The 22,868-nt window shown below is 70.1% G+C and carries 16 protein-coding genes and 1 pseudogene; 6 read left to right on the top strand and 11 right to left on the bottom strand.

Annotated features, from left to right (window positions below; genetic code table 11):
* Positions 1-9: 9 nt before the first annotated feature.
* Entirely contained in the window at positions 10-1,002 is a 993-nt protein-coding gene (locus tag FHX37_RS04635) for a phosphotransferase (protein ID WP_246062071.1), read from the top strand.
* 17 nt (positions 1,003-1,019) lie between these two features.
* Here the strand turns inward: FHX37_RS04635 and holA are convergent.
* The 5 genes and pseudogenes from holA to hflX form a co-directional block, all read right to left on the bottom strand.
* Positions 1,020-1,999 (bottom strand): annotated as a pseudogene (gene holA / locus FHX37_RS04630) (DNA polymerase III subunit delta).
* 56 nt (positions 2,000-2,055) lie between these two features.
* Complete coding sequence (locus tag FHX37_RS04625) at positions 2,056-4,371, bottom strand: ComEC/Rec2 family competence protein (RefSeq protein WP_246062070.1); 2,316 nt, start codon at positions 4,369-4,371, stop codon at positions 2,056-2,058.
* Between the two features lie 32 nt (positions 4,372-4,403).
* Positions 4,404-5,471: a ComEA family DNA-binding protein gene (locus tag FHX37_RS23435; RefSeq protein WP_141922320.1), complete on the bottom strand. Its 1,068-nt coding sequence runs from the start codon at positions 5,469-5,471 to the stop codon at positions 4,404-4,406.
* 119 nt (positions 5,472-5,590) lie between these two features.
* The gene (locus FHX37_RS04615; protein ID WP_141922319.1) at positions 5,591-6,799 is read right to left on the bottom strand and encodes an amidohydrolase family protein; all 1,209 of its coding nucleotides are present in this window, start codon (positions 6,797-6,799) and stop codon (positions 5,591-5,593) included.
* 241 nt (positions 6,800-7,040) lie between these two features.
* The gene (gene hflX, locus FHX37_RS04610; RefSeq protein WP_246062069.1) at positions 7,041-8,450 is read right to left on the bottom strand and encodes a GTPase HflX; all 1,410 of its coding nucleotides are present in this window, start codon (positions 8,448-8,450) and stop codon (positions 7,041-7,043) included.
* 300 nt (positions 8,451-8,750) lie between these two features.
* On the opposite strand from hflX, the gene aceB reads away from it, so the two are divergent.
* The 4 genes from aceB to FHX37_RS04590 all read left to right on the top strand — a co-directional run bounded on the left by aceB (position 8,751) and on the right by FHX37_RS04590 (position 14,588).
* Positions 8,751-10,361 carry a malate synthase A gene (aceB, locus tag FHX37_RS04605; RefSeq protein ID WP_141922317.1) on the top strand — a complete coding sequence of 537 codons (1,611 nt, stop codon included), beginning with the start codon at positions 8,751-8,753 and terminating at the stop codon, positions 10,359-10,361.
* 119 nt (positions 10,362-10,480) lie between these two features.
* Positions 10,481-11,944, top strand: a complete 1,464-nt coding sequence (locus FHX37_RS04600) for an FAD-linked oxidase C-terminal domain-containing protein (protein WP_141922316.1) — start codon at positions 10,481-10,483, stop codon at positions 11,942-11,944.
* 24 nt (positions 11,945-11,968) lie between these two features.
* On the top strand, positions 11,969-13,219 hold the full coding sequence (locus FHX37_RS04595; protein ID WP_141922315.1) for an FAD-binding oxidoreductase: 1,251 nt from the start codon (positions 11,969-11,971) through the stop codon (positions 13,217-13,219).
* A 31-nt stretch (positions 13,220-13,250) separates the two neighbouring features.
* The gene (locus FHX37_RS04590; protein ID WP_141922314.1) at positions 13,251-14,588 is read left to right on the top strand and encodes a (Fe-S)-binding protein; all 1,338 of its coding nucleotides are present in this window, start codon (positions 13,251-13,253) and stop codon (positions 14,586-14,588) included.
* Positions 14,589-14,765: 177 nt separating this feature from the next.
* On the opposite strand, the gene dapF is transcribed toward FHX37_RS04590, so the two are convergent.
* A complete protein-coding gene (gene dapF, locus FHX37_RS04585) occupies positions 14,766-15,578 on the bottom strand; it encodes a diaminopimelate epimerase (RefSeq protein WP_141922313.1) in 813 nt (270 codons plus the stop codon).
* A 39-nt stretch (positions 15,579-15,617) separates the two neighbouring features.
* Here dapF and miaA point away from each other — a divergent pair, with 39 nt between their 5' ends.
* Positions 15,618-16,532: a tRNA (adenosine(37)-N6)-dimethylallyltransferase MiaA gene (gene miaA, locus FHX37_RS04580; protein ID WP_246062068.1), complete on the top strand. Its 915-nt coding sequence runs from the start codon at positions 15,618-15,620 to the stop codon at positions 16,530-16,532.
* A 43-nt stretch (positions 16,533-16,575) separates the two neighbouring features.
* On the opposite strand, the gene speB is transcribed toward miaA, so the two are convergent.
* From speB to FHX37_RS04555, 5 genes are all read right to left on the bottom strand, one after another.
* Positions 16,576-17,577, bottom strand: coding sequence for an agmatinase (gene speB, locus FHX37_RS04575; protein WP_141922312.1), 1,002 nt, complete (start codon positions 17,575-17,577; stop codon positions 16,576-16,578).
* 113 nt (positions 17,578-17,690) lie between these two features.
* On the bottom strand, positions 17,691-18,371 hold the full coding sequence (locus FHX37_RS04570; RefSeq protein ID WP_141922311.1) for a class III extradiol dioxygenase subunit B-like domain-containing protein: 681 nt from the start codon (positions 18,369-18,371) through the stop codon (positions 17,691-17,693).
* Between the two features lie 139 nt (positions 18,372-18,510).
* A complete protein-coding gene (gene miaB, locus FHX37_RS04565; protein ID WP_141922310.1) occupies positions 18,511-20,004 on the bottom strand; it encodes a tRNA (N6-isopentenyl adenosine(37)-C2)-methylthiotransferase MiaB in 1,494 nt (497 codons plus the stop codon).
* Positions 20,005-20,071: 67 nt separating this feature from the next.
* Positions 20,072-22,300, bottom strand: coding sequence for a TRAP transporter permease (locus tag FHX37_RS04560; protein WP_141922309.1), 2,229 nt, complete (start codon positions 22,298-22,300; stop codon positions 20,072-20,074).
* A 45-nt stretch (positions 22,301-22,345) separates the two neighbouring features.
* Entirely contained in the window at positions 22,346-22,849 is a 504-nt protein-coding gene (locus FHX37_RS04555; RefSeq protein WP_246062067.1) for a DUF1850 domain-containing protein, read from the bottom strand.
* Positions 22,850-22,868: the final 19 nt, after the last annotated feature.

The raw sequence follows: 22,868 nt of genomic DNA, 5'->3' as shown, positions 1-22,868 counted from the left end.
GCTGACCCTGTGGAGTACCGTGACTTTCGCCTCGCGCTGTGGGAGGACCCCGTCCAGCGCGACGAGGTGACGTCCTGGGTTGAGGAGCGCCTGGCCGAGCGTGGTGTGCGGCTCCTGCCGCAGCCGCCGCGGGTGCGTGTCCGCCCCTGGTCGAGCACGGCACGGTTCGCCTCCACGGCCGGCCCGGTGTGGTTCAAGGCCAACGCTCCCGGATCCGAGTTCGAGGCCGCGCTCGTCGGTGCTCTGCGCTCCTGGGTGCCGGGGCGCGTCCTTTCCCCGTGGGGGGTCGACGCCAAGCGCGGCTGGACCCTGCTTCCCGAGGGCGGGACGGCGCTGCGCGACCAGATGGTGTCGTTGGACGACACACCGGTGTGGGAGGGAATGCTCGCCTCCTACGCCGAGCTGCAACGGTGCCTGAGCTCCAGCGGCCGTGTTCGCGACCTGGTCGCTCTCGACGTCCCTGACCTGCGTCCCGGGAACGTCGACCGGCATGTGGGTTCCTTCCTCACCGCTCCGGGAGTCGCCCGCGCCCTGGGAAACGACCACAAGGAACTGGAACAGCGACGGTCCCGGATCGCCGCCGACAGCGCGACGCTGCGGGAGGGGCCCCTCCCCTGCTCGCTCGATCACACCGACCTGCACGTGGGAAACGTGTTCCTCACGGAGGGCGGGTACCGGTTCTTCGACTGGGGGGACGCCGCTGTCGCCCACCCGTTGGGAAGCCTGCTGGTTCCCCTGCGTTTCCTCCGCGGAGAGGTCGGAAACGACACTCGTGCCCTCGAGCGCCTCCGGGACGCGTACCTGGAGCCGTGGACCGCCACCGCGCCGGTCCACGAGCTGCGCCGCCTCGTTGCGCCCGCCCTGCGTCTGGGCGCCGTCGCCCGGGCGGTCGCCTGGAGCCGGGCTTTCCCCGAACTCCTCCCTCAGACGGCCGAGACGCAGAACCACAACATCGCCTACTGGTTACGGACCGCTGCCGGTATGGACGACGGTCCGCTCTGAGGCGGGGAGCGCACGTCTCAGTTCCGGCCGCGAGCGGAAGCGATCTCGAGTACGGCGCGTTCCAGGGCGTAGTTGGGGTCGCGTCCCGCCCCCTTGATCAACGCGTCGGTCTCGGCGACGACCCGTAGCGCACGGGCCAGTCCGTCCGGGGTCCAGCCCCGCGCCTGCTGGCGCAGCGTCTTGATCTTCCACGGCGGAACCTTGGCGCGTTTCGCGAGTTCGGCATCGGCGACACCGGGCGGGGGTTGGGCGACGACCGCGATCCCCCGTACCGCCCCGCCGAGCGCGCTGTTGATCAGCACCGGTGCGGTTCCCACGGCCAGTGACCAGCGCAACTGTTCGAGCGCTTCGGGAAGCCGCCCCTCCACGGCGCGGTCGGCCACGGTGAAACCGGAGGCCTCCGCCTTTCCGGTGTGGTACTGGGCCACGGTGTTCTCGTCCACCCGGCCGTCGGTGTCGGCGACGAGTTGTGTACATGCGGCGGCGAGCTCCCGCAGATCGGTGCCGACCGCGTCCAACAGCGCCTGGGCCGCGTCAGCCGTGATCTGGCGCCCCTGTTGGGAGAACTCGTCCCTGATGAACTTCACGCGCTCCGTGTTCTTCGTGAGTTTGGCGCAGTTCAGCCGTTTCGCCCCCGCCTTACTCGCCGCGTCCAGCAGCGCCTTGCCTTTCGCCCCTCCGGCGTGTGTCAGTACCAGCATCACGTCGTCGGCCGGGTTGTGCACGTGGTGGGTGACCTCCGAGGCGATGTCCTTCGTGAGTTCGTGTACCGAGCGTAGGACCACGACACGGCGGTCGCTGAACAACGAGGGGGACGTGACCTCAGCCAGAGTGCCCGCTGTCACCTGCGAGGGCATCAGGTCGTGCACCTCCACCTGGGGATCCGCGGCACGCGCGCCAGCCACGGTTTCGGCGACCGCCCGGTCGACCAGGAGCTCCTCGTCACCGACGACGACGGTTAGCTGAGATACGGAGCTGGAACCCATACCAGCAGCATGCCATCCACCGCCGGGGTCCGGGACCAGTCCACCACGCGGGCACGGTCCGCGCCTCTCACCGCTGCCGACCCCGCCATGTCACAGCCATACCGTCGGCCTGCGGGACGACCGCGATGTCACCGTGTTCGTCCGTCCGGTAGTTGGCTTTGGTCAACGCCCCCAGCAGCCTCCACGTCGCGGGGGCCGGATGGCCGTAGGGGTTGTCCTTCCCGGCAGAGGTGAGTGTGACCCGCGGTCGGGCCGCTGCGAGGAACTTCGGCTCCTGGCCCCCGGCCCCGTGGTGGGGGGTCTTCAGCACGTCCACCTCCCGGATCTCCCGGGTTCCCAGGAGGACACGCTGCTGCTCGCGTTCGATGTCACCGGTGAGCAGAACGCTGACCGGACCCGCGTCCGGGCCGTGTTCCCCGCGCGCGAGCAGGACGACGCTGGCCTCGTTGTCCTGTCCGTCGGTTCCGGGAGGCGGCCACAGCACCTCCAGCTCCCACGGCCCGACCCGCCAACGCTGCCCGCTGGCGGCGGTCCGCCACGAAACGCCCGCGCCGTCCAGAGTCCGCACTGCTTCCGAACCGGAGGGCAGCCGGGGAGCAAGGACGGAACCGACCCTGCGTCCGGAGAGCACGCCCGTGATTCCGCCGGTGTGGTCCGCGTCCCCGTGGCTCAGCACCAGCAGGGGCACGTCGCGTACTCCCAGGTCGGTGAGGCAGCGGTCGACCGCGAGCGGGGCCGGTCCGGTGTCGACCACGACCGCCCGGTCCTCGGCGACGTGGAGCACGAGCGCGTCCCCCTGTCCGACGTCGCAGGCCACGACCGCCCAACCGGCGGGTGGCCAGGGTGGGACGATCCACACGGTCACCACTGCGGTGACGCCCACGGCGGCGAGCAGCGCTGCCAGCACTCTCCGGAAACGCCCGCCCGCGTAGAGGAGAACGAGAAGCACCGTTCCCAGCCCGAGGGCACCGAGCGGGTCGTCCCGCCAGGGAAGAGCTCCGCGCGGAACGCGGGCTCCCACCGCGGCGACAACGCCCGTCCACAGGACGACGCTTCCGGGGACCCAGGCCACGAACGCGGCGGCGGCCGGCCACAGCAGTGCCACACCGGCGACGACGAACCCTCCGACCGTGGCGACCGGCATGAACGGCCCGGTCAGCACGTTGGCGGGTACGGCGACCCAACTGAACTCGGCCGACAGCAGAACCAGAACCGGCGCACAAGCGACGTGCGCGGCGAGAGCGACGGCGACGGCCTCGGCCAACCAGCGGGGTATCCGGGCTGACCACCGGTCGCGCCATCGTGGAGCGAGCACCATGATTCCGCCCGTCGCCAGCACTGACAACGCGAACCCGTAGGAGCGGGAAAGAGCCGGGTCGAACAGCACCAGGCCCAGCACCGCGGCCGCCAGTGAGGCGATCCCCGCCCGCTGGCGGCCCAACGCCAGCGCCAGCAGCGCGATTCCTCCCATGACGGCGGAACGCAGAACGCTGGGTTCGGCACGGGCCACCAGAACGAACACGGCGATCATCCCCGACCCCGCACCGGCCACGAGCCACGGCGGCCAGCGGAACCAACGCCCCAGTGCGAGCACGGCGCCGGTAAGCACCGCGAGGTTGGCTCCCGAAACAGTGAGGAGATGGGTCATGCCGGTGGCGCGAAAGTTCGCCTCCGTCCCCTCCCCCAGTTCGGCGACGTCCCCCACGACAACAGCGGGAAGAAGGCCGTCCGCGGGTTCGGGGAGCGTAGCCGCCGCTTCGCGTAACCGCGAACGCACCTCACCCGCCCACGTCTGTGGCCAGTTGGGCTCCCCCACTCCGGCGGGCGGTCCGCGCACCAGGACCAGACCGGCGACCAATCCCTCCTCAGCGGGAACGATCGTGCCGCGTAACCGGACGGGGTGGCCGGGCAACAGCTCGCTCCAATCCTCTCCCGGAGCCAGCAGCACGACGGGGACCCGGGAACGCACGCGTTCACCGTCGACCTCCACCCATTCGGTCCGGGCTTGGACGACGTACTCGTCACGCCCGGGGATGTTGGGTTCGGCGCGGGGGCGCGGGTCGCGTGTGACCTCGACGCGGAGGCCGACGTCCGCCTCCTGTTCGGCCAGTTCCGGAACAGGACTGGAGTCGACCCCGGCCAGGCGTCCTCCCGTGGCCAGAGCACCGGCGGCCGCGCACACTGTCACGGCCAGTGCGGGCAGTACCCACCGTGTCCCGTGGTGGCGCCGACGCAGTCCCCATGCCAGGAGCGGCACCGCCAGGGAAAGAGCGAGGAGGGACACGGCGGTGGCCACCGCCGTTCGCGTCCCCGCCCCGAGCACGAAAGCGCTACACAGCCATGTTCCCACGGACGGCAGCACCAGACGGAGGTCTGACGGCACGGCCGTGACGGGACCGTCCGTACCCAGCGCGGTCAACCCGTCCCACTCACCCGGACCAGTTCGCTTATGTCAGAGAACCGCGCCTCGCCTATGCCACTGACCTCGTGCAGCTGTTCCACGCTGGTGAACCCGCCGTTCTCCTCACGATGGCCGACGATGCGTTCCGCGAGTACGGGCCCCACACCGGGAAGTTCCTGGAGTTGCTGCGCTGTCGCGGTGTTGAGGTCGAGCGGGGCGGTGCCGTCCTTGCCGCCCACTGCCGGCCCGGGGGCCTCAGGTGCGGGGGCGGGTGTGGCGCCGAGCAGGATCTGTTCACCGTCCACGAGCGGGCGTGCCAGGTTCAGCGTGCCGCTGTCCGCTCCGGCCACGGGGCCACCGGCAGCGTCGACCGCGTCGGCGACTCTCGACCCGGTGGGCAGGGTGTACACGCCGGGTTCGTCGACATCCCCGCCCACGTGCACGACGAGGTCCCCGGTGGGTTCGGGGGACTCCCGCTGTGAGCCCGTGTGGGGCGACAGTCCCGTATCCGGTGCGGGAGACGGTTTCCCGGTGTTGCGGCCCCCGTCCACGGGCTCCGGATCCGGATGCGCGCGGAGGGTGAACCACGCGGTGACGACCATGGCTACGGCGCACACGCCGAGGAGGACGTACAGACCGCTTCTGGTCAGTCCGGGGCGTTCACCGCTGCCGGGGAGGAACCGCTCGGCGAGTTCCCGCAGCCGGGCGCGACCGTGGGGAAGGTCGCTGACGTCGAGATAGCCGGGAGGTGGGGGTTCTGCACCCGGCCGGCCGGTTCCCGCCTCCGGCGGGGTCTCGGCGACGCTCGTGGCGGACGTCGGTTCCGCGCTCTCGCAGGGGCGGGACACGACGGCAACGTCAGGCTCGGACACGGGGCGGCCGCTGTCGCTGTCGCCGGTGCGGACGTAGGGAGGCGGGGGTATGGGCACGTCGTGCGTCAGGGTGGGGTCCTGTTGCGCCGGCGGGTCCGATTCCGTTGCGGCGCCCGTGTGCGGCGCCTCGGCACCGTCCGGAACAAGCGAGTACAGCCGCTGCAGCGCTGTGGCGTCAGCGGCCTCCGCGTTCCTGTGCAGGAGCGACATGGAGCCAACGTTAGAAAGCCGGTGTCTCTCGGGACACCCCGAAACCGTCGGCTGTGGAGATCCGCCTCCGCGCGTCCCCGGCCCGGGCGGGCCGGCAGGGTTCAGCACCCATGAGGCTCTCAGCGGATTGTTTCGCCGCCGCGCCAGACACGTAGCGTGTTGAGCCCGTAGGCCCAGGCGAACGCCCCCTCGTGGTCGGCGTCCCACTGGACTATGTCCGCGTAGCTGCCCGGGGCGAGCATGCCGCGGTCGGTCATGCCCAAGGCGTGCGCACCGCCGACGGTCGCGGCGCGCAACGCTTCCAGGACGCTCATGTTGAACATCGCCACGGCGACCGTTATCGCCAACGGCAGCGACATCGACCCCGACTGCCCGGGGTTGTGGTCGGTTCCGATCCCGACCGGCACGCCGTGGTCGAGCAGGGCCCGGATCGGTGGGCTGTTCCGTTCCTGCAGTGCGGCGAGCGGGCAGGCCACCACCGGTGTTCCCGTCTTCGACAGGGCGAGCACGTCCTCCTCGTCCGTCTCGTCCATCGGGGTCACCGACGAACACTGCGCCTCGGAGGCCATCCGCACCGCACCGTGCCGGGGCTTGGCACAGGCGTGCATGTGTGTCTGCAACCCTGCCGCGCGACCGGCGGCCAGCAGCCACTGCGCGTCCTTGGCGCTGAACTGCTGGTGGTCGCAGAGGACGTCAACGCCGTCCGCCCCGGCCTGAGCGGCGTCACCGAGCCATGTGCCCACTGCTTCGACGTAGTCATGGGGGCGCCCGAAGTACTCGGGTGGGATGGCGTGCGCGGCGAAGAACGTCGCGTGCAGCCGCGGCATACCGGGTTCCTGCTCGAGTGAGCGCAGCAGTCGGATGTCGGCGAGTTCCCCGTCCCGGGTCAGGTGGTATCCGGTCTTGGCCTCGACCGTGGTACATCCGGAGAGCACCCAGTGCCGGAGCCGTTCCCGTACCGCGTTGCACAGGGTCCAGGGGTCCGTTCCCCGGGTGACGGTCACCGTGGAGGCGACACCGCCTCCCGCGCTGGCGATCTCGGCGTGGGTGGCCCCACCGGCCCGCATCGCCACCTCGGCGTACCGGTTCCCCGCGTACACCGGATGGCAGTGCGCGTCCACCAAGCCGGGGGTCACCAGACCACCGCCGAGGTTGTCGACCTCGTCGACATCGACGATGTCCTCGATGACCCCGGGAAGGTACTGGGGAAGCTCCGCCGCTGGCCCCACCCAGGCGATGCGGTCGTTCTTGACCAGCATGGCCGCGTTGCTCAGGAGGTCAGTGCCCGTCCACAACCGTCCGATGTTCGTCAGCAACCGTACGGTCATCGTCTCACCGGCCCACCTGGAAGCATCAGAGACGCCAACTGGGTACTGCGGCGGCGAACCTGTGGCGATAGGCGGGCATAGGCGACCTCGTTCTCGGCTGGGATGGCACGACGGGGAGCGAACAGTGCATCCAGAGCCCCGGCAGCTCACGCTCTCATGCCAATGCGTTAAAACCGTAATCCATCCGACGAGAGGATGTACACCGCACGGCCCGGGGCTCTGGTTCCCCGTCGTGCCGCAGCTAACAGACGGAGGCGGTGAACTCGTCCAGCTTCCCAGCCAACAGTTCGGGCACACGCGCGTGCACGGCCGTGCCCTCACTGGTGTGTTCCTCGGTCAGGACCGTCCCTTCCTCATGCATGCGGGAGAGCAGATCGCCGCGCCGGTAGGGAAGGAGCACCTCCACCTCCCGGTCGAGCCGGGGCAGTGCGTCAGCGGTGGCCGACACGAGGTCGGTTATCCCGCTCCCGGTGTGCGCCGATACCTCAACAGCGTTGGGTTCCCGCGTCCGCAGCTGTTTGAGCGCGATGGGGTCCGCCGCGTCGGTCTTGTTCAGCACGACCACTTCCGGGATGTCCTGGGCGTCGATGTCCCGGAACACCTCGCGCACCGCCGAAATCTGCTGCTCGGGTTCGGGGTGCGAGGCGTCGACGACGTGCAGGATGAGGTCAGCCCGGGCGACCTCTTCCAGGGTCGATCGGAAGGCCTCGATGAGCTGGTGCGGCAGGTGCCGGACGAAACCGACGGTGTCGCTGAACGTGAACAGCCGACCGTCCGGGGTGTGTGCCTGGCGCACCGTCGGGTCCAGCGTGGCGAACAGCTCGTCCTCCACGAGCACCCCGGCCCCCGTCAGACTGTGCAGCAGACTGGACTTGCCGGCGTTCGTGTATCCGGTGATGGCCACGGCAGGAACCCGGCGGGCACGTCGCTGGTCGCGCTTCACGTCCCGGGCCGTGGACATCTGGGCGAGTTGTCGCCGCAGTTTGTCCATGCGCGCGTTGATCCGGCGCCGGTCGGACTCGATCTTGCGCTCACCGGGGCCACGCAGTCCCACGCCGCCGTTACCACCACCGGCACGCCCGCCGGCCTGCCGGGACAGCTTGTCGCCCCACCCGCGCAGCCGCGGGAGCAGGTACGTGAGTTGGGCCAGTTCCACCTGGGCCTTGCCCTCCCGGCTCCGGGCGTGTTGGGCGAAGATGTCCAGGATGAGCGCGGTCCGGTCGATGACCTTGACGTTGATGCTCTCTTCGAGCTGGCGCAGCTGTCCGGGGGTGAGCTCCCCGTCGCAGACCACGGTGTCGGCCCCCGTGCTGTTGACGATGTCACCCAGCTCCGAAACCTTGCCCCGGCCCACGTACATCGCTGGGTCCGGTTTCGAACGGCGTTGCGTCAACCCGTCGAGCACGGTCGCACCCGCCGTCTCGGCGAGCTGCTTGAGTTCCGCGAGAGAGTTGTCGGCTTCGAGTTGGGTACCCGTGGTCCATACTCCGATGAGCACCACACGTTCCAGGCGCAGGGAGCGGACCTCGACCTCGGTGACGTCGGTGAGCTCGGTGGAGAGCCCAGGAACGCGGCGCAGTGCCTGGCGCTCGGCAAGGTCCAGGTCACCCTGTCCGGTTGCCACGAAACCGCGGTTGTCAGTAGTAGTCATATCCCTCCGGTAAGGGCAACACCGTGCTGCTGTGGGTTGTTCCCGCGGATCATGGCATGTCAACCCGTACGCCACACCCCGTTTTCCCGCCGAGCGTGTCCCACACCACGGCCACATCCGCACAAGCTGCGCGAGACAGTCAAAAATGAGCCAAATTTTTCCAGAAACTTAGCGTTTCTTTTTTTGAAAAGAAAATTATACAGTACATGAGAGTCGTGCAACGTTGACCACGACCGGCACGGAAGAGTAGCGTCGGATTCCACATACCAAAACCTATTTTCGTGTTGTGGAAGGTTTTACATGGGCGCCACTGACAGGGTCGAGATCACCGGCCCCCTACACGAGCGGTACGAGGAGATCCTCACCAACGACGCGGTCGAGTTCATCGCCGACCTCCACCACATGTTCGAGGGGCGGCGCCAGGAGCTCCTGACCGCGCGCACACGTCGCCAGGAACGGATATCCGCCGGCGCGGACCTGGACTTCCTTCCGGAGACCCGCGACATCCGCGAGGACCCGAACTGGACCGTCGCTCCCCCCGCTCCCGGGATCACCGACCGTCGCGTCGAGATCACCGGGCCGACCGACCGGAAGATGACGGTCAACGCGCTCAACTCGGGGGCCAAGGTGTGGCTGGCCGACTTCGAGGACTCCAACGCCCCCCTGTGGGAGAACATGGTCGAGGGCCAGCTCAACCTGCGGGACGCGCTGGACCGCACGCTCGACTTCACCACTCCCCAGGGCAAGAGCTACGCGCTCAACGACGACTCCGAGCTGGCCACCATCGTCGTCCGACCGCGCGGCTGGCACCTGGACGAGAAGCACATCCTGGTCAACGGCCAACGTGTCTCCGGGGGACTCGTCGACTTCGCCCTCTACTTCTTCCACTGCGCCCAGCGCCAGCTCGACAAGGGCAAAGGCCCCTACTTCTACCTGCCCAAGATGGAGAGCCACCTCGAGGCGCGGCTGTGGAACGACATCTTCGTGACCGCACAGGAGAAGCTCGGTATCGAGCGCGGCACGATCCGGGCCACCGTGCTGATCGAGACCATCCCCGCCGCGTTCGAGATGGAGGAGATCCTCTACGAACTGCGCGAGCACTCGGCCGGCCTCAACGCCGGACGTTGGGACTACCTCTTCAGCGTCATCAAGACACACCGCACCCGCGGCCGGCAGTTCATGCTCCCGGAACGTAACGCGGTCACGATGACCGCACCGTTCATGCGCGCCTACACCGAACTCCTCGTCAGTACCTGTCACCGCCGGGGAGCGCACGCCATCGGCGGCATGGCCGCGTTCATCCCGAGCCGCCGGGACGCCGAGGTCAACGAACGCGCCTTCGCCAAGGTCCGCGAGGACAAGACACGCGAGTCCACCGACGGTTTCGACGGTTCCTGGGTCGCCCACCCGGACCTCGTCCCCGTGGCACGCGAGATCTTCGACCGTGTCCTCGGCGACCGTCCCAACCAGATCGACAAGACGCGCGAGGACGTCGCCGGAACGATCAAGCAGGGGGACCTGCTCTCGGTCAACACCGCACAGGGCGGCATCACGGAGGCCGGCCTGCGCAACAACGTCAGCGTCGGTCTGCAGTACCTGGCGTCCTGGCTCGGCGGGAACGGCGCCGTCGCCATCTTCAACCTGATGGAGGACGCGGCGACCGCGGAGATCTCCCGCTCCCAGATCTGGCAGTGGCTGCACAACGACGTCACCCTGGACGACGGCCCCCGGGTCACCCGGGAACTCGTCCAGCGCATCGTCGACGAGGAGCTCGCCAAGATCCGCGAGGCGGTCGGGGAGAGCTTCGACACCGCCCTGTACCAGCGCGCCACCGAACTGTTCACCGAGGTCGCGCTGGCCGACGAGTACGCCGACTTCCTGACCCTTCCCGCCTACGAGCGGATGCCGTAACGTCGGAGGCACCAACTCCCGGCAGGACCGTGTCCGGCCAACGGAACGGTGCGCGGTGGCGCCACCAGGCGCGGTCCTGCCGGCCGCCGGTGTGACGGAGCGGAAGGGCCGGACTCGCGATGCCGAATCCTGTCGACACGTTGACCCCGCGGCTGCGCGCGATCTGCGGGGACGAGGGCGTGATCACGGACAGCACCCGTCGGCGCACCTACGAGAGCGACGGGCTGGCGTACCACGCGGCCCAGCCCGGTGTGGTCGTGCTTCCCGACACGCCGGAGCAACTCGTCGAGACGGTGCGGGTCTGTGCCGAGCACGGTGTTCCCTTCGTTCCCCGGGGGGCCGGGACCGGTCTTTCCGCCGGCGCGCTGCCCAACAGCGACGGCGTTCTCATCGTCACGTCGCGCATGCGGCGCATCCGCGAGATCGACATCGAGAACGAGTGCGCCGTCGTGGAACCGGGCGTGGCCAACCTCGACATCACCAGGGCTGCAGCACCGTACGGCTACTACTACGCGCCCGACCCTTCCAGCCAGCAGGTGTGTTCGGTCGGCGGCAACGTCGCGGAGAACTCCGGCGGCGCCCACTGCCTGAAGTACGGCTTCACCGTGAACCACGTCCGGGGCGTACGCTTCGCCACGCCCCAGGGGGAACTGGTCAGCCTGGGCGGTAAGGCGGTGGAGGCGCCGGGCTACGACCTGCTCGGCGCGTTCGTCGGCTCGGAGGGGACCCTCGGTATCGCCACCGAGGTGACCGTGCGGCTGGAACGCACCCCACAGCAGGTGAGCACGGTACTGGCCGCGTTCACCTCGATGGATGCCGGCGGGGAAGCCGTGTCGGCGATCATCTCCGCCGGGGTTCTCCCCTCCGCCGTCGAGATGATGGACGCCCTGTCGATCGAGGCCGCCGAGACCGCCGTCTCCTGCGGTTACCCTCCGGGCGCGGAAGCGGTCCTGATCGTGGAGCTCGACGGTCCCACCCCGGAGGTGGAGGCCCAGTTCGCCGAGGTCGTGGCGCTGTGCCGTTCCGCCGGCGCCTTCGAGACACGTACCGCCAGCGACCCGGAGGAACGCGCGCGCATCTGGAAGGGGCGCAAGTCGGCGTTCGCGGCCATGGGCCGTATCAGCCCCGCCTACATCGTGCAGGACGGGGTCGTTCCGCGGACCGCGCTGCCGGAGGTGCTGCGCCGGATCGGGGAACTGTCGGCGGAGTCGGGAGTGCGGGTCGCCAACGTGTTCCACGCCGGCGACGGCAACCTGCACCCCTTGGTCCTGTTCGACGACTCCGAGCCCGGCGCGACCGAGCGGGCCGCCGAGGTCTCCGGGGCCATTCTGGACCTGTGCATCGAGCACGGAGGGTCCATCACGGGCGAACACGGTGTCGGCGTGGACAAGGCGTGCCAGATGCCGCGTATGTTCTCCCCTGCGGATGTGCGGACCATGGAGCGCTTCCGCGCCGCGTTCGATCCGGCGGGCATCGCCAACCCGGAGAAACTCCTGCCCACTCCCCGGTTGTGCGGCGAGCGTCCGGGGGTACGGAAAACCGAGCACCCCCTGGTGTCCGACGGATCGGCGGAACTGTTCTGACGACGGAAGGGACCGTGGCGGCCGATGGAGACGCGCCCCCGCACCGAGAGGATCACAGCCGAACTGGAAGCGGACGGGGTCCGGGTCCGGCCGGCTGGAGCCACCGACACCGCGGGAACCGCCGCAGCGAGCCACGTCTGCACCCCGCCGGACGCCGAGGCGGCGGCGTCGCTCCTCGCCACGGCCCAGCGGCACGACCTCTCCGTGGTCGCCCGAGGCAACGCCAGCAAGATCGACTGGGGGTACCCGCCGCGCCGGTGTGACCTCATCGTCGACACCACCGCCCTCACCGGGATCTCCCACGCCTCCGGCGACCTCATCGTCCAGGCGGGGGCGGGAACACCGGTGGCCGAGCTGCAGGAGGAACTGGCCCGTGCCGGCCAGCGGCTCACCGTGGACACCGCGATCCCCGACTCCACCGTGGGCGGACTGGTCGCGGCCGGGGTGTCAGGGCCCCGCCGGATGCTGCACGGCCCCGTACGCGACCTCATCATCGGCATGACCACGGTCCGATCCGACGGGGTCCTCACCTCCTCGGGGGGCACGGTGGTGAAGAACGTGGCCGGCTACGACCTGGGCAAACTGCACACCGGCGCGCTGGGGACCCTCGGTCTGCTCACCTCGGTGACGTTCCGTCTCCACCCGCTTCCCCCCGCCTCCCGTCTCATCACGGCGGAACGGGTCGCCCCCGCTCACCTGCGCTCCCTGCTCGCCGACATCCGCGCTTGCCAAGCCGTTCCCGCCGCCGTCGAGCTGGACTGGCCCGCGGGGGCCCCGCCGGGCCTGCACGTGCTGGTGGAGGGAAGCAGCGGAGGAATCGACAGCCGGGCAGCGGACATAGCCGGGTTGATGGACGGCTCCACTGTCACCGACGAACTCCCGGAATGGTGGGGACGCCTTCCCGGCTCCCCGAAGGACACCGTGCTGAAAACCACTGTCCCGTTGTCCGAGGCACCGGCAGCGGCGGCCGCCCTCCGCGACGCCGGACGCGACGCCGGACTGGACGTCGGCGTTCGCGGTTCGGCCGGAGCCGGCGTGTTGTACGCGGCCCTGCCCGGCACGGCCGATCCCGCCACCGCCGCGTCGGTTCTCTCCCGCGCCCGGGATTCCCTTCCCGACGGGGCTCTCACGGTCCTGCGCGCCTCCCCGGAACTGCTGGAGCACGGAGTGGACCTCTGGGGGGATGTCTCGGGGTTGGAACTGATGCGCGCGGTCAAGGACCGCCTCGACCCGTGCCACACACTCGCACCCGGGCGCTTCGCGGGCGGTATCTGATGCGCACGCCACGACCGACTGGGAGGACCAGGTGAACCACCCGACCCCGCCCTCACCGGACGAACGGGCCTTCAACGACCTGCTGAGCGACTGTGTGCACTGCGGCTTCTGCCTGCCGACGTGCCCCACCTACGCGCTGTGGGGCGAGGAGGTGGACTCACCGCGCGGCCGCATCCACCTGATGGGGCAGATCGAGCAGGGCGACGTACTGAACGAGGCCGCCGTCCAGGCCTTCGACAACTGTCTGGGCTGTCTGGCGTGCGTGAGCTCGTGCCCCTCCGGTGTCGCCTACGACGCGCTGATCGAGACCACCCGCGCCCGCGTCGAGGAGGAGCACACCAGAAAGGCCGCGGAACGCCTGCTGCGTGCCCTCATCTTCGCGCTGTTCCCGCACCGGAAACGACTGGACCTCCTGCGCGGCCCCATGCGGGCGTACCAGAGCAGTGGTCTGCAGCAGCTGGTGCGCCGATCGGGCCTGCTGGAACGCCTCTCCCCCTCGGTGGCCACGATGGAACGCATCGCCCCGCCACTGCCGAGCCGCGTTCCCGCCCTGCCCGAACGTGTCCCCGCTCGCGGCCGGCGCAGAGCCGTGGTGGGGATGCTCACCGGTTGCGTACAGGGGTCGTTCTTCCCCCAGGTCAACACGGCGACCGCCCGGGTGCTGGCGAGCGAGGGGTGCGACGTGGTGGTTCCCCGCGACCAGGGCTGTTGCGGTGCGCTGTCGGCGCATGCGGGACGCCCGCGGGAGGCCGCCGATTTCGCGCGCGCCACCGTCGAGACGTTCGAACGCGCCGGGGTCGACGCCGTCGTGGTGAACTCCGCCGGCTGCGGCGCGACGATGAAGCACTACGGCCGCGTACTGAGGCAGGAGGGGGACGACACGTGGGCGCGACGCGCCGAGGCGCTCGGCGCCGCCACCGTGGACTTCTCCGAGTACCTGGCGGACCTCGGGCCGCGGGCCGAGCGCCACCCGTTACCGGTGACAGCGGCGTACCACGACGCCTGCCATCTCGCGCACGGGCAGGGGGTGGCCGACCAGCCGCGCCAGCTCCTGCGCTCCGTACCGGAACTGGAGGTGGCCGAACTGCCCAACCCGGAGATCTGCTGCGGTTCGGCCGGCGTGTACAACCTGCTGCAACCGGACACGGCGGCGCAGCTCGGCGACCGCAAGAGCGAGGATGCCCGCGCCACCGGCGCCGGACTGCTCGTGGCTGGGAACCCCGGATGCTCGCTGCAGATCGCCTCGGCCGTGAAGCGCGCGGGCGGTTCGATCTCGGTCGCCCACACCACCCAGGTTCTGGACGCCTCCATCCGCGGCCTGGCGTCGTCGGCCCTGGTTCCGGGAACACCGACGACAACCGCCGACTAGGGCCCTGTTCTGGTGGATGCTGTTCGTGGCGAGCGGCGCGGCCAGCGCCGCCGGACGACGCCGGGGAGGGAGGCAGAGCGGCCCCTCTGCCGACCGGCGAGAACGCGGCCAGGCGGTACGGGGAGCACCGCGTAGCAGGACAAGCGTCCACCGAACAGGTCCTGGGACGGAGCGGCCTCAGACCAGGGCGGTGTCGCCCTCGGCCACGATCTCCGCCGGGCCACGCAGCCGGGCTCCGTCGGCGTCCAGAAACACCACGCACTCCCCGCCCGGTACCCGAACCCGCCAGGTGGCCCCCTCGCCGCGGGGCGTCGCCGCCGCGGCGGCGGCCACGATGCCGGTCCCGCACGAACGGGTCTCCCCCGACCCGCGCTCGTACACCCGCATCTCCAGCACCCCCGGCTCGAGCTGGCTGAACACCTCCACGTTGCCGCCCGCGGGGAACTGGGCGGGGTCCAGCCGCGGCGGTTCGCCCAGGTCGATCCGGTCGACCCCGCCACGCACCTCACACGCCAGGTGGGGGTTGCCCACCGACACCACCCGACCGTTCAGGGAACTCCCGTCCAGCACGGCGCTCCCGGGACCGTCCACCTCGACCGGCCCCATGTCCACGGTGACGTCGCCGTGCTCCTCGAGTGTCACCTCCCGCGCGCCGGCCCGGGTGCCGATGCGCAGGAAACGCTCCGTGGCGAGTCCCGAGTCGCGCAGGTACCGGGCGAAGACGCGGATACCGTTGCCGCACATCTCCGCGAGACTGCCGTCGGCGTTGCGGTAGTCCATGAACCACGGGCAGGTGTGGGAACCGACACCCTCCGGGAGTTCCTCGTCCAGCACGCTCGTTCGGATGACCCGCAGCACCCCGTCGCCGCCGATCCCGGACCTGCGGTCACACAGCGCTGTGACGGCGGCCGGGGTGAGATCCAGCTCCCCGTCCGGGTCGGGCAGGATCACGAAGTCGTTCTCGGTCCCGTGTCCCTTGGCGAATCGCATGGGCACATCCTAGATCCCAGCACTGCCAGACTGGGACCCGTGAGCAGTTCGAACAATGTGATCGCCGTCGTGGGTCCGACAGCATCCGGAAAGTCCGATCTCGCCGTAGAACTGGCCCTGCGCCTCGACCCTCCCGGTGAGGTCGTCAACGCCGACTCCATGCAGCTCTACCGCGGGATGGACATCGGCACCGCGAAACTCCCCGTCACGGAGCGCCGGGGGGTCCCGCACCACCTGCTGGACGTGTGGGATGTGACCGAGGCCGCCGACGCCTCCCGCTACCAGCGGATGGCGCGCGAGCGGATCGACGAGGTGCGCTCCCGGAACCGCGTCCCCATCCTCACGGGCGGGTCGGGGCTGTACATCCGCGCGGCGCTGGACCATCTGGAGTTTCCCGGGACCGACCCCCAGCTCCGCGCCTCGCTGGAGGACACGCTGGCGACCGTGGGGCCGGAACAGTTGCACGCCCGGCTCGCGGAGCGCGACCCGGAAGCGGCCCGCTCGATCCTGCCCAGCAACGGCCGGCGGATCGTGCGAGCGCTGGAGGTGGTCGAGCTCACCGGGCGCTCCTTCACCGCCACCATGCCCGAGCACGTGGCCTACTACCCGTGCCTGCAGATCGGCCTGTCCGTCCCCCGGCCCGAGCTGGACGAGCGTCTCGAACGGCGGGTGCACCGGATGTGGGCCTCGGGGCTCGTCGCCGAGGTGCGTGAGTTGGAGGAGCGGGGGCTGCGGGAGGGACGCACGGCCTCCCGGGCACTGGGCTACCGGCAGGTGCTGTCCTTCCTCTCGGGCGAGTACGGCGAGGAGACGGCCCGGGAGGAGACGGTGCGTGCCACCCGCCGCTTCGCCCGCCGCCAGGAGTCGTGGTTCCGCCGCGACCCGCGCATCCACTGGCTCCCCTACGACGCTCCCGACCTGACCGAACGAGCGTTGGCGATCGCCGCCGGCTGACGCGGGTCAGGCGGGTTCGGTGAGACCGGCCTCTCCCCTGCTCTCACCGCCCGTCCAGCAGAGGGCGGGCGGGTTGCCAGGTTCCTCCCTGCCTCCTGGCGGCGATCCCGGACAGGGCTTCCAGAACCACCCGGTTGCCCAGCAGTGCTGTGATGTCCGCGTGGTCGTAGGGCGGGGCGACCTCGACGACGTCCACACCGGCCACCGGCAGCTCCACACACACCCGGCGTACGGTGTCCAGCAGCTCGCGGGACGTCATGCCGCCGGGCTCGGGCGTTCCGGTGCCCGGTGCCATCCCGGGGTCGACAACGTCGACGTCAATCGAGAGGAACACGGCGTCGCAGTCGTCCATCGCGAGTGCGGACGCTTCACGGACGCACGTGTTCAGGCCGCGGTCGAGGATCTCACTCATCTCGTAACAGCGCATTTCCTGCCGTGCCATCCAGCCCAGGGTTTCCGGTTCCGGCCAGTACCCACGCAGGCCCAGCTGGACGAAACGGTCACCGCGTACCGCACCGGACTCGATGAGGCGCCGCATCGGCTGCCCGTGGCCGTGCAGCGCGCCGAACGCGATGTCGCCGGTGTCGGCGTGCGCGTCGAAGTGGAGGACCGATACGCGGCCGAACCCGTAGTGGCGGGCGACCCCGGTGACGTCCGGCAGGGCGATGGTGTGGTCGCCGCCCAGGACGACCGGGACGGCGCCGGCCGCGGTGACGGTGTGGACCGCGTCCTCGACACGCCGGATGCTGGTCTCTATGTCGCCGGAGAAGCACTCCACGTCGCCCGCGTCCCGCACGTCGACGTCGCGGAGCGCGTCGGTGCGCAACGCCAGGTGGGGGCGTGTGCCGTCGTGGGGCTTGTAGTCGGTCCCGCGCATCGCGCTGGGGCCGAACCGGGTACCGGGACGGTGGGACGTACCACCGTCGAACGGAGCGCCGAGGACGACGATCTCCGCCCCCCGCAGGCTTGCCGGATCGCTCATATCGCACCGGTCGATACCCAGGAACGTGATGTCGGGGCCGAACATGGGTCCGTAACGCGCCACGGTCACTCCTCTGCCGGGAACGGAACAGGAGTTCCGAATCCTACGGCCAAGGGGAACGGGCGGGGAATCCCTCTCCCGCCGTGCCGTGTTCCCGGCGTCGCCGCAGCGGCGGCTCAGCTCCACAGGGCGGCGAAATAGCCCACGCCGTAGGGGGCCTCGTGCGCGAGCAGTTGTCCGTGCAGCCCCGCTCCGCGTGCCGCGCCGGCCAGCGTTTGCCAGGCGGGCCTTCCCCCGGCCATCAGCTCCGCCGAGAGCTCCGGCTCCAATCCCGCCAGCGTCTCCGTGTCCGCTGCGTCCAGGGAGCGCGCGACCATGGTGTCGAACGCGGCGGCCCGCTCGTCGAAGGGGCCGGGGGCGTTCTCCGTGCGGCGGGCGCTGCCGTCCCCCATGACCAGCGCCGCGACCCGGGGCGCGGCGGACGCGAGTTCCGCACCGCGGGACAGGCACTCCTCGGGCGGTTCGTCCGCGGCGATCTCCAGGTAACGCGCGGGTGCGGCCGAGGCGCGCTCGCAGAGCCAGCGGGCCACAGTGAGTGACAGCGGCAGGACCGGTGGCGGCGGTCCGACCTGGAGGGAGACGCCGTAGTCGGCGAGGCTGCCTCCCGTATCCGCCGCGTGCCACTGGCTGCGTTGTCCGGGCCCCAGCGCCACGAGCGTGTCGGGGGCCGTGGTGAGCAGCGAGCTCACGGCCCGGTCGCAGGCGCGGCGCAGCTGGGAGGCCTCCCCCGCGGCTCCCTGAGCGACCTCCGGAAGGAGTAACGGCGGGTACGGGCATACGGCGGCTGCGACCAACACACGACGAGGATACCGGCCGGTACCGTCGCTGGTTCACCAGGGACGGTACCTCCGTCGGGGCAGCGCCGCGCCTGACGGAGAGCCTCCGCCAGCAGGGCCGGTGTTCCACCACGGCTGCGCACGCAGCGTGGTGTTGCGCTCAGGTGTTGCAGCAACCGCCCGCCGCGGCCGGCTCCTCCCGGGGCGCCCCGACGGTGGGCATTCCCAGCATGACGCCGGGTTGCTGCGGCTCCCGGCCGTTGCGGGCCGCCCACACGTCACCGGAGGGGGTGCGGCGTACCGAGCGCACGCCGGAGTCCGCGATCAGGTGGTGCGGCGCCCCGTGGGTCACCCCGACGGTGACCATGTCGCCGGGACGGATGGTGGTGTCCTCGTCGACGGCGAAGTGGACCAGCCTGTTGTCGGGTGCGCGTCCGGAGAGACGACGTCGCACGTTGTTCTTGCGCCCCTCGCCCTCGCTCACGAGCACCTCCAGCTCACGGCCGACGAGCTTGCTGTTCTCCTCGGCGGAGATGGACTCCTGCAGCGCGACGAGGCGCTCGTAGCGTTCCTGGACCACCTCCTTGGGGAGCTGGCCCTCCATCTCGGCCGCCGGGGTACCCGGCCGTTTGGAGTACTGGAACGTGAACGCCGAGGCGAACCGCGCCTCACGCACCACGTTCAGCGTCTCCTGGAAGTCCTCCTCGGTCTCTCCGGGGAAGCCCACGATGATGTCGGTGGTGATCGCCGCGTGGGGCATCGCCTCGCGGACCTTGCGCACGATGTCGAGGAAACGCTCCTGGCGGTAGGAGCGGCGCATCGACTTCAGTATCCGGCTGGAGCCGGACTGCAGCGGCATGTGCAGCTGCGGCATGACGTTGGGGGTCTCGGCCATGGCGTCGATGACGTCGTCGGTGAAGTCCCGCGGGTGGGGCGAGGTGAACCGGACGCGTTCCAGCCCGTCGATCTCCCCGCAGGAACGCAGCAGTTTCGAGAACGCCTGGCGGTCCCCGAACTCCGCACCGTAGGCGTTGACGTTCTGCCCCAGCAGCGTCACCTCGACCGCGCCCTCGTCGACCATGGTGCGCGTCTCGGCGAGGATGTCACCGGGGCGGCGGTCCTTCTCCTTCCCGCGGAGCTGGGGAACGATACAGAAGGTGCAGGTGTTGTTGCAGCCGACCGAGATCGACACCCATGCCGCGTAAGCGGACTCCCGCCGGGCGGGCATCGTCGAGGGGAAGGACTGGAGGGACTCCTCGATCTCGACCTGGGCCTCGCGCTGCACACGCGCGCGCTCCAACAGCGTCGGCAACGACCCGATGTTGTGCGTTCCGAACACGACGTCCACCCACGGCGCGCGCCGTGCTATCTCGCCGCGGTCCTTCTGGGCCAGGCACCCCCCGACGGCGATCTGCATCCCCGGGTTCGCGTCCTTGGTCGGACGCAGGTGTCCGAGGTTGCCGTAGAGTCGGTTGTCCGCGTTCTCGCGGACAGCGCACGTGTTGAAAACGACGACGTCAGCGGGGCCGTCGCCGGCCGCGCGTTCGTACCCCGCGTCCTCCAGCAGGCCGGACAGCCGCTCGGAGTCGTGCACGTTCATCTGGCAGCCGTATGTGCGAACCTCGTAGGTTTTGGAGCCGCGCTGTTCACCCATAGTCTCCAGGCTAACGGCGCGCGGGTGCCTCCAGGGCCGCGTGTGCCGGGGGCGGTGACGGGGAGGCTCACCCCCTCGCGCCGTCGGCCGCGCCGACTCGGGTGGACACGGAGCCTCCGCCGGTGCTGCGGCTCGTCCACCAGTGCCGGGCGAGTACCAGCGCCGCCACGGCGCCTCCGACCAGGTCGGCGCGCCAGTCACCGTGCAGGAGGGCCAGCCCCGCCCCGGCCACGGGGATCCGCAGTATCCAGCTGATCGGCGCGTTGACGTAACCGACCACCGCGACACCGACGAGGCTCGCGCCCAGCAGGCCGGTGCCGACGGCCAGGGTGCCGCTCGCCCACGTCACCCCCTGCAGCAGCAGTTCGGGGGAGAGGACGAACATGAACGGGACGACGAACCCGGACACGGCGATCCGGACCGACTGCACCCCTGTCCGGATCGGATTGCCGCCGGACACCCCGGACGCCGCGTAGGCGGCGAGGCAGACGGGCGGCGTGATGTCCGCCATGACACCGAAGTAGTACACGAAGAGATGCGCCATGAGCAGCATCGCCGTTGTCGGCTCGGAGGCGTCCTGCTGCAGGATCGTGATGATGGCCGGCGCGGCCAGCGTGGCGGTGATCACGTAGTTGGCCGTGGTGGGAAGCCCGATCCCCAGGATGAGGCAGGCCAGCATCGACAGCACCATCGTGGGCAGCAGCATCCCCTGCCCGAGGGTGACCAGACCGTTGCTGAGTTTGAGCCCGAGCCCCGTGAGCGTGATGACACCGGCGATCATGCCGGCGGTGGCGCAGGCGATGATGATCGGCAGCGCGATGCGGGCCGCGTCGACCAGTCCCTCCAGCAGGGACCACGGGGTCAGTTTGTCGTCCATCCCGTGCCAGCGGCGGAGCGCCGCCGTGACCACCTGCGCGAGGGCGTTGACTCCGACGGTGAGGGCGATGGCGCCCATCGCCGCGAATATGGGTGAGTACCCCACGGACAGCAGCGTGAAGATCCCGACGATCGGGAGGAGGAGGTAGCCCTTGCTGGCGAGGAGGTGCCGCAGGTCGGGCAGTTCCCGCCGGGGGATGCCGCGGATCCCCAGCCGTTTCGAGTCGAAGTGGATCACCACGAACTGCGCGGCGAAGAACAGCACGGCGGGCACGGCAGCGGCCACGATGATCTGGATGTAGGCGAGCCCGGTGAACTCGATCATGATGAAGGCCGCCGCTCCCATGATGGGCGGCGCGAGCTGGCCTCCCGTGGAGGAGGCCGCTTCCACCGCTCCCGCGTACTCCGACCGGTACCCCGAGCGTTTCATCATGGGGATCGTGAACGCGCCGTTGCTGACGGTGTTGGCCACCGAACTCCCGGTGATCGTGCCGGTGAAAGCGCTGGTGACGACGCCGACCTTGGCGGTCCCGCCCGTCGCCCATCCGGTGCTTCCCAGAGCCAGGTCGGTGAAGAACCGCTCCATTCCGGTGCGTTGCAGCATCGCGGCGAAGATCAGGAAGAGGAAGATGAACGTCGCCGATATCCCGATCGGTGTACCGAACACCCCCTCGGTTCCCAGGAACACGGTGGAGATGATCCGGTCGAGGGTGTAACCACTGTGGAACAGGAAGCCCGGGAGGAAGGGGCCGAAGTAGGCGTAGGCGAGCATCGCACCGGCGAGTACGACCAGGGCGGTTCCCAGGACGCGCTGGGTCGCCACCAGGACGAGCAGGATGCCGACGGTCGCCACCGCGACGCTGTCCGGCGCGATGAGCCCCGCCGTCTCGAGGATCTCCTCGTGGGAGAAGAACATGTAGGCCCCGCAGAGCAGCCCCAGCAGCGACAGGACGAGATCGCCGGCCGGGACACCCAGCAGACTCCACGGCAGGTACCGGACGGCCTGCACGACCACCAGCACCCCCAGGGACGGGGCGAGGACGTACCACTCGGCGACGCCCGTCGCCGCGAGGTAGGCGAGCAGTGCCGCGCCCGCGGCGGTCAGTCCCCAGCCGAACCACCGCTGTCGGGTGGTCTCCCGTGGCCGGGCCGGGTACAGCAGGAAGACCAGTACCAGCCCCAGAGCGAGGTGCGGGGCACGTTGCTGCAGGTCGGGCAGTGTTCCGGTGTAGCCGGTGTAGAGATGGAACAGGCTGAGGAACAGAGCGACGGTGAACACCACCCAGCGCCAACCGACACGCAGCTGCCGGGTCCCGGCGGGTTCGGCGGTTCGGGAGCGTTGCGGTTCCGCGTCCCCTGCTCCCGTCACCACGCGCCCGGCGCTGTCCACGGCCGAGGGGGATGTCGGCTCTGTGGCCATGGCACCTTTCCTTGTCGTCGTCGGCTCCGAACCGCGGCGGTTTCCTCACCGGGGCGTGGGAGCCTGCACCGCCAGTGTGACCGACGTTCCCGAAGCGACGAGCTCAAGCAGCCGCACCCGTTCGCCGCCGGGAAGGGTCACTGTGTGGTCCACCTCCGGCCCGCCCACCATGAGCCGCACTGCCCCGAGGGGACGGTCGTGGTGGAGGACCCGGTACTCGTCCTCCCCGCGCAGGAACGTCGTCGTCTCCTCCCCGATACGCTCCGGCCCGACCGGCAGGTTGGCCCCGAAGGTGTCGAACCTCATCTCCCGCATCGCGAGCCCGGCCGTGCTGTCGAGCGAGAACACCGTGGTCACGGGACGTTTCGTCACCGAGTGGGTGTGTTCCAGGCGTACCTGCTGCCCGTCGTCCACCGGGCGGGACAACGCGACGGCTCCCGTCGCGGCCTCCACGACCACGAAACGCGCCCCGTGGGTTCCGGCGTCGCCGCTGGCTCCGAGGAACGCGGCCACCAGCGCGAGGACCGCGCAGGTTGTGCGGCGGTGCACCCGTTGTCTCGGGGAGCAC

It is taken from the genome of Haloactinospora alba (assembly GCF_006717075.1).
Taxonomy (GTDB): Bacteria; Actinomycetota; Actinomycetes; order Streptosporangiales; family Streptosporangiaceae; genus Haloactinospora; species Haloactinospora alba.
Note: the sequence above shows the minus strand (reverse complement) of the source record. Positions and strands in the feature narration are given on the sequence as shown.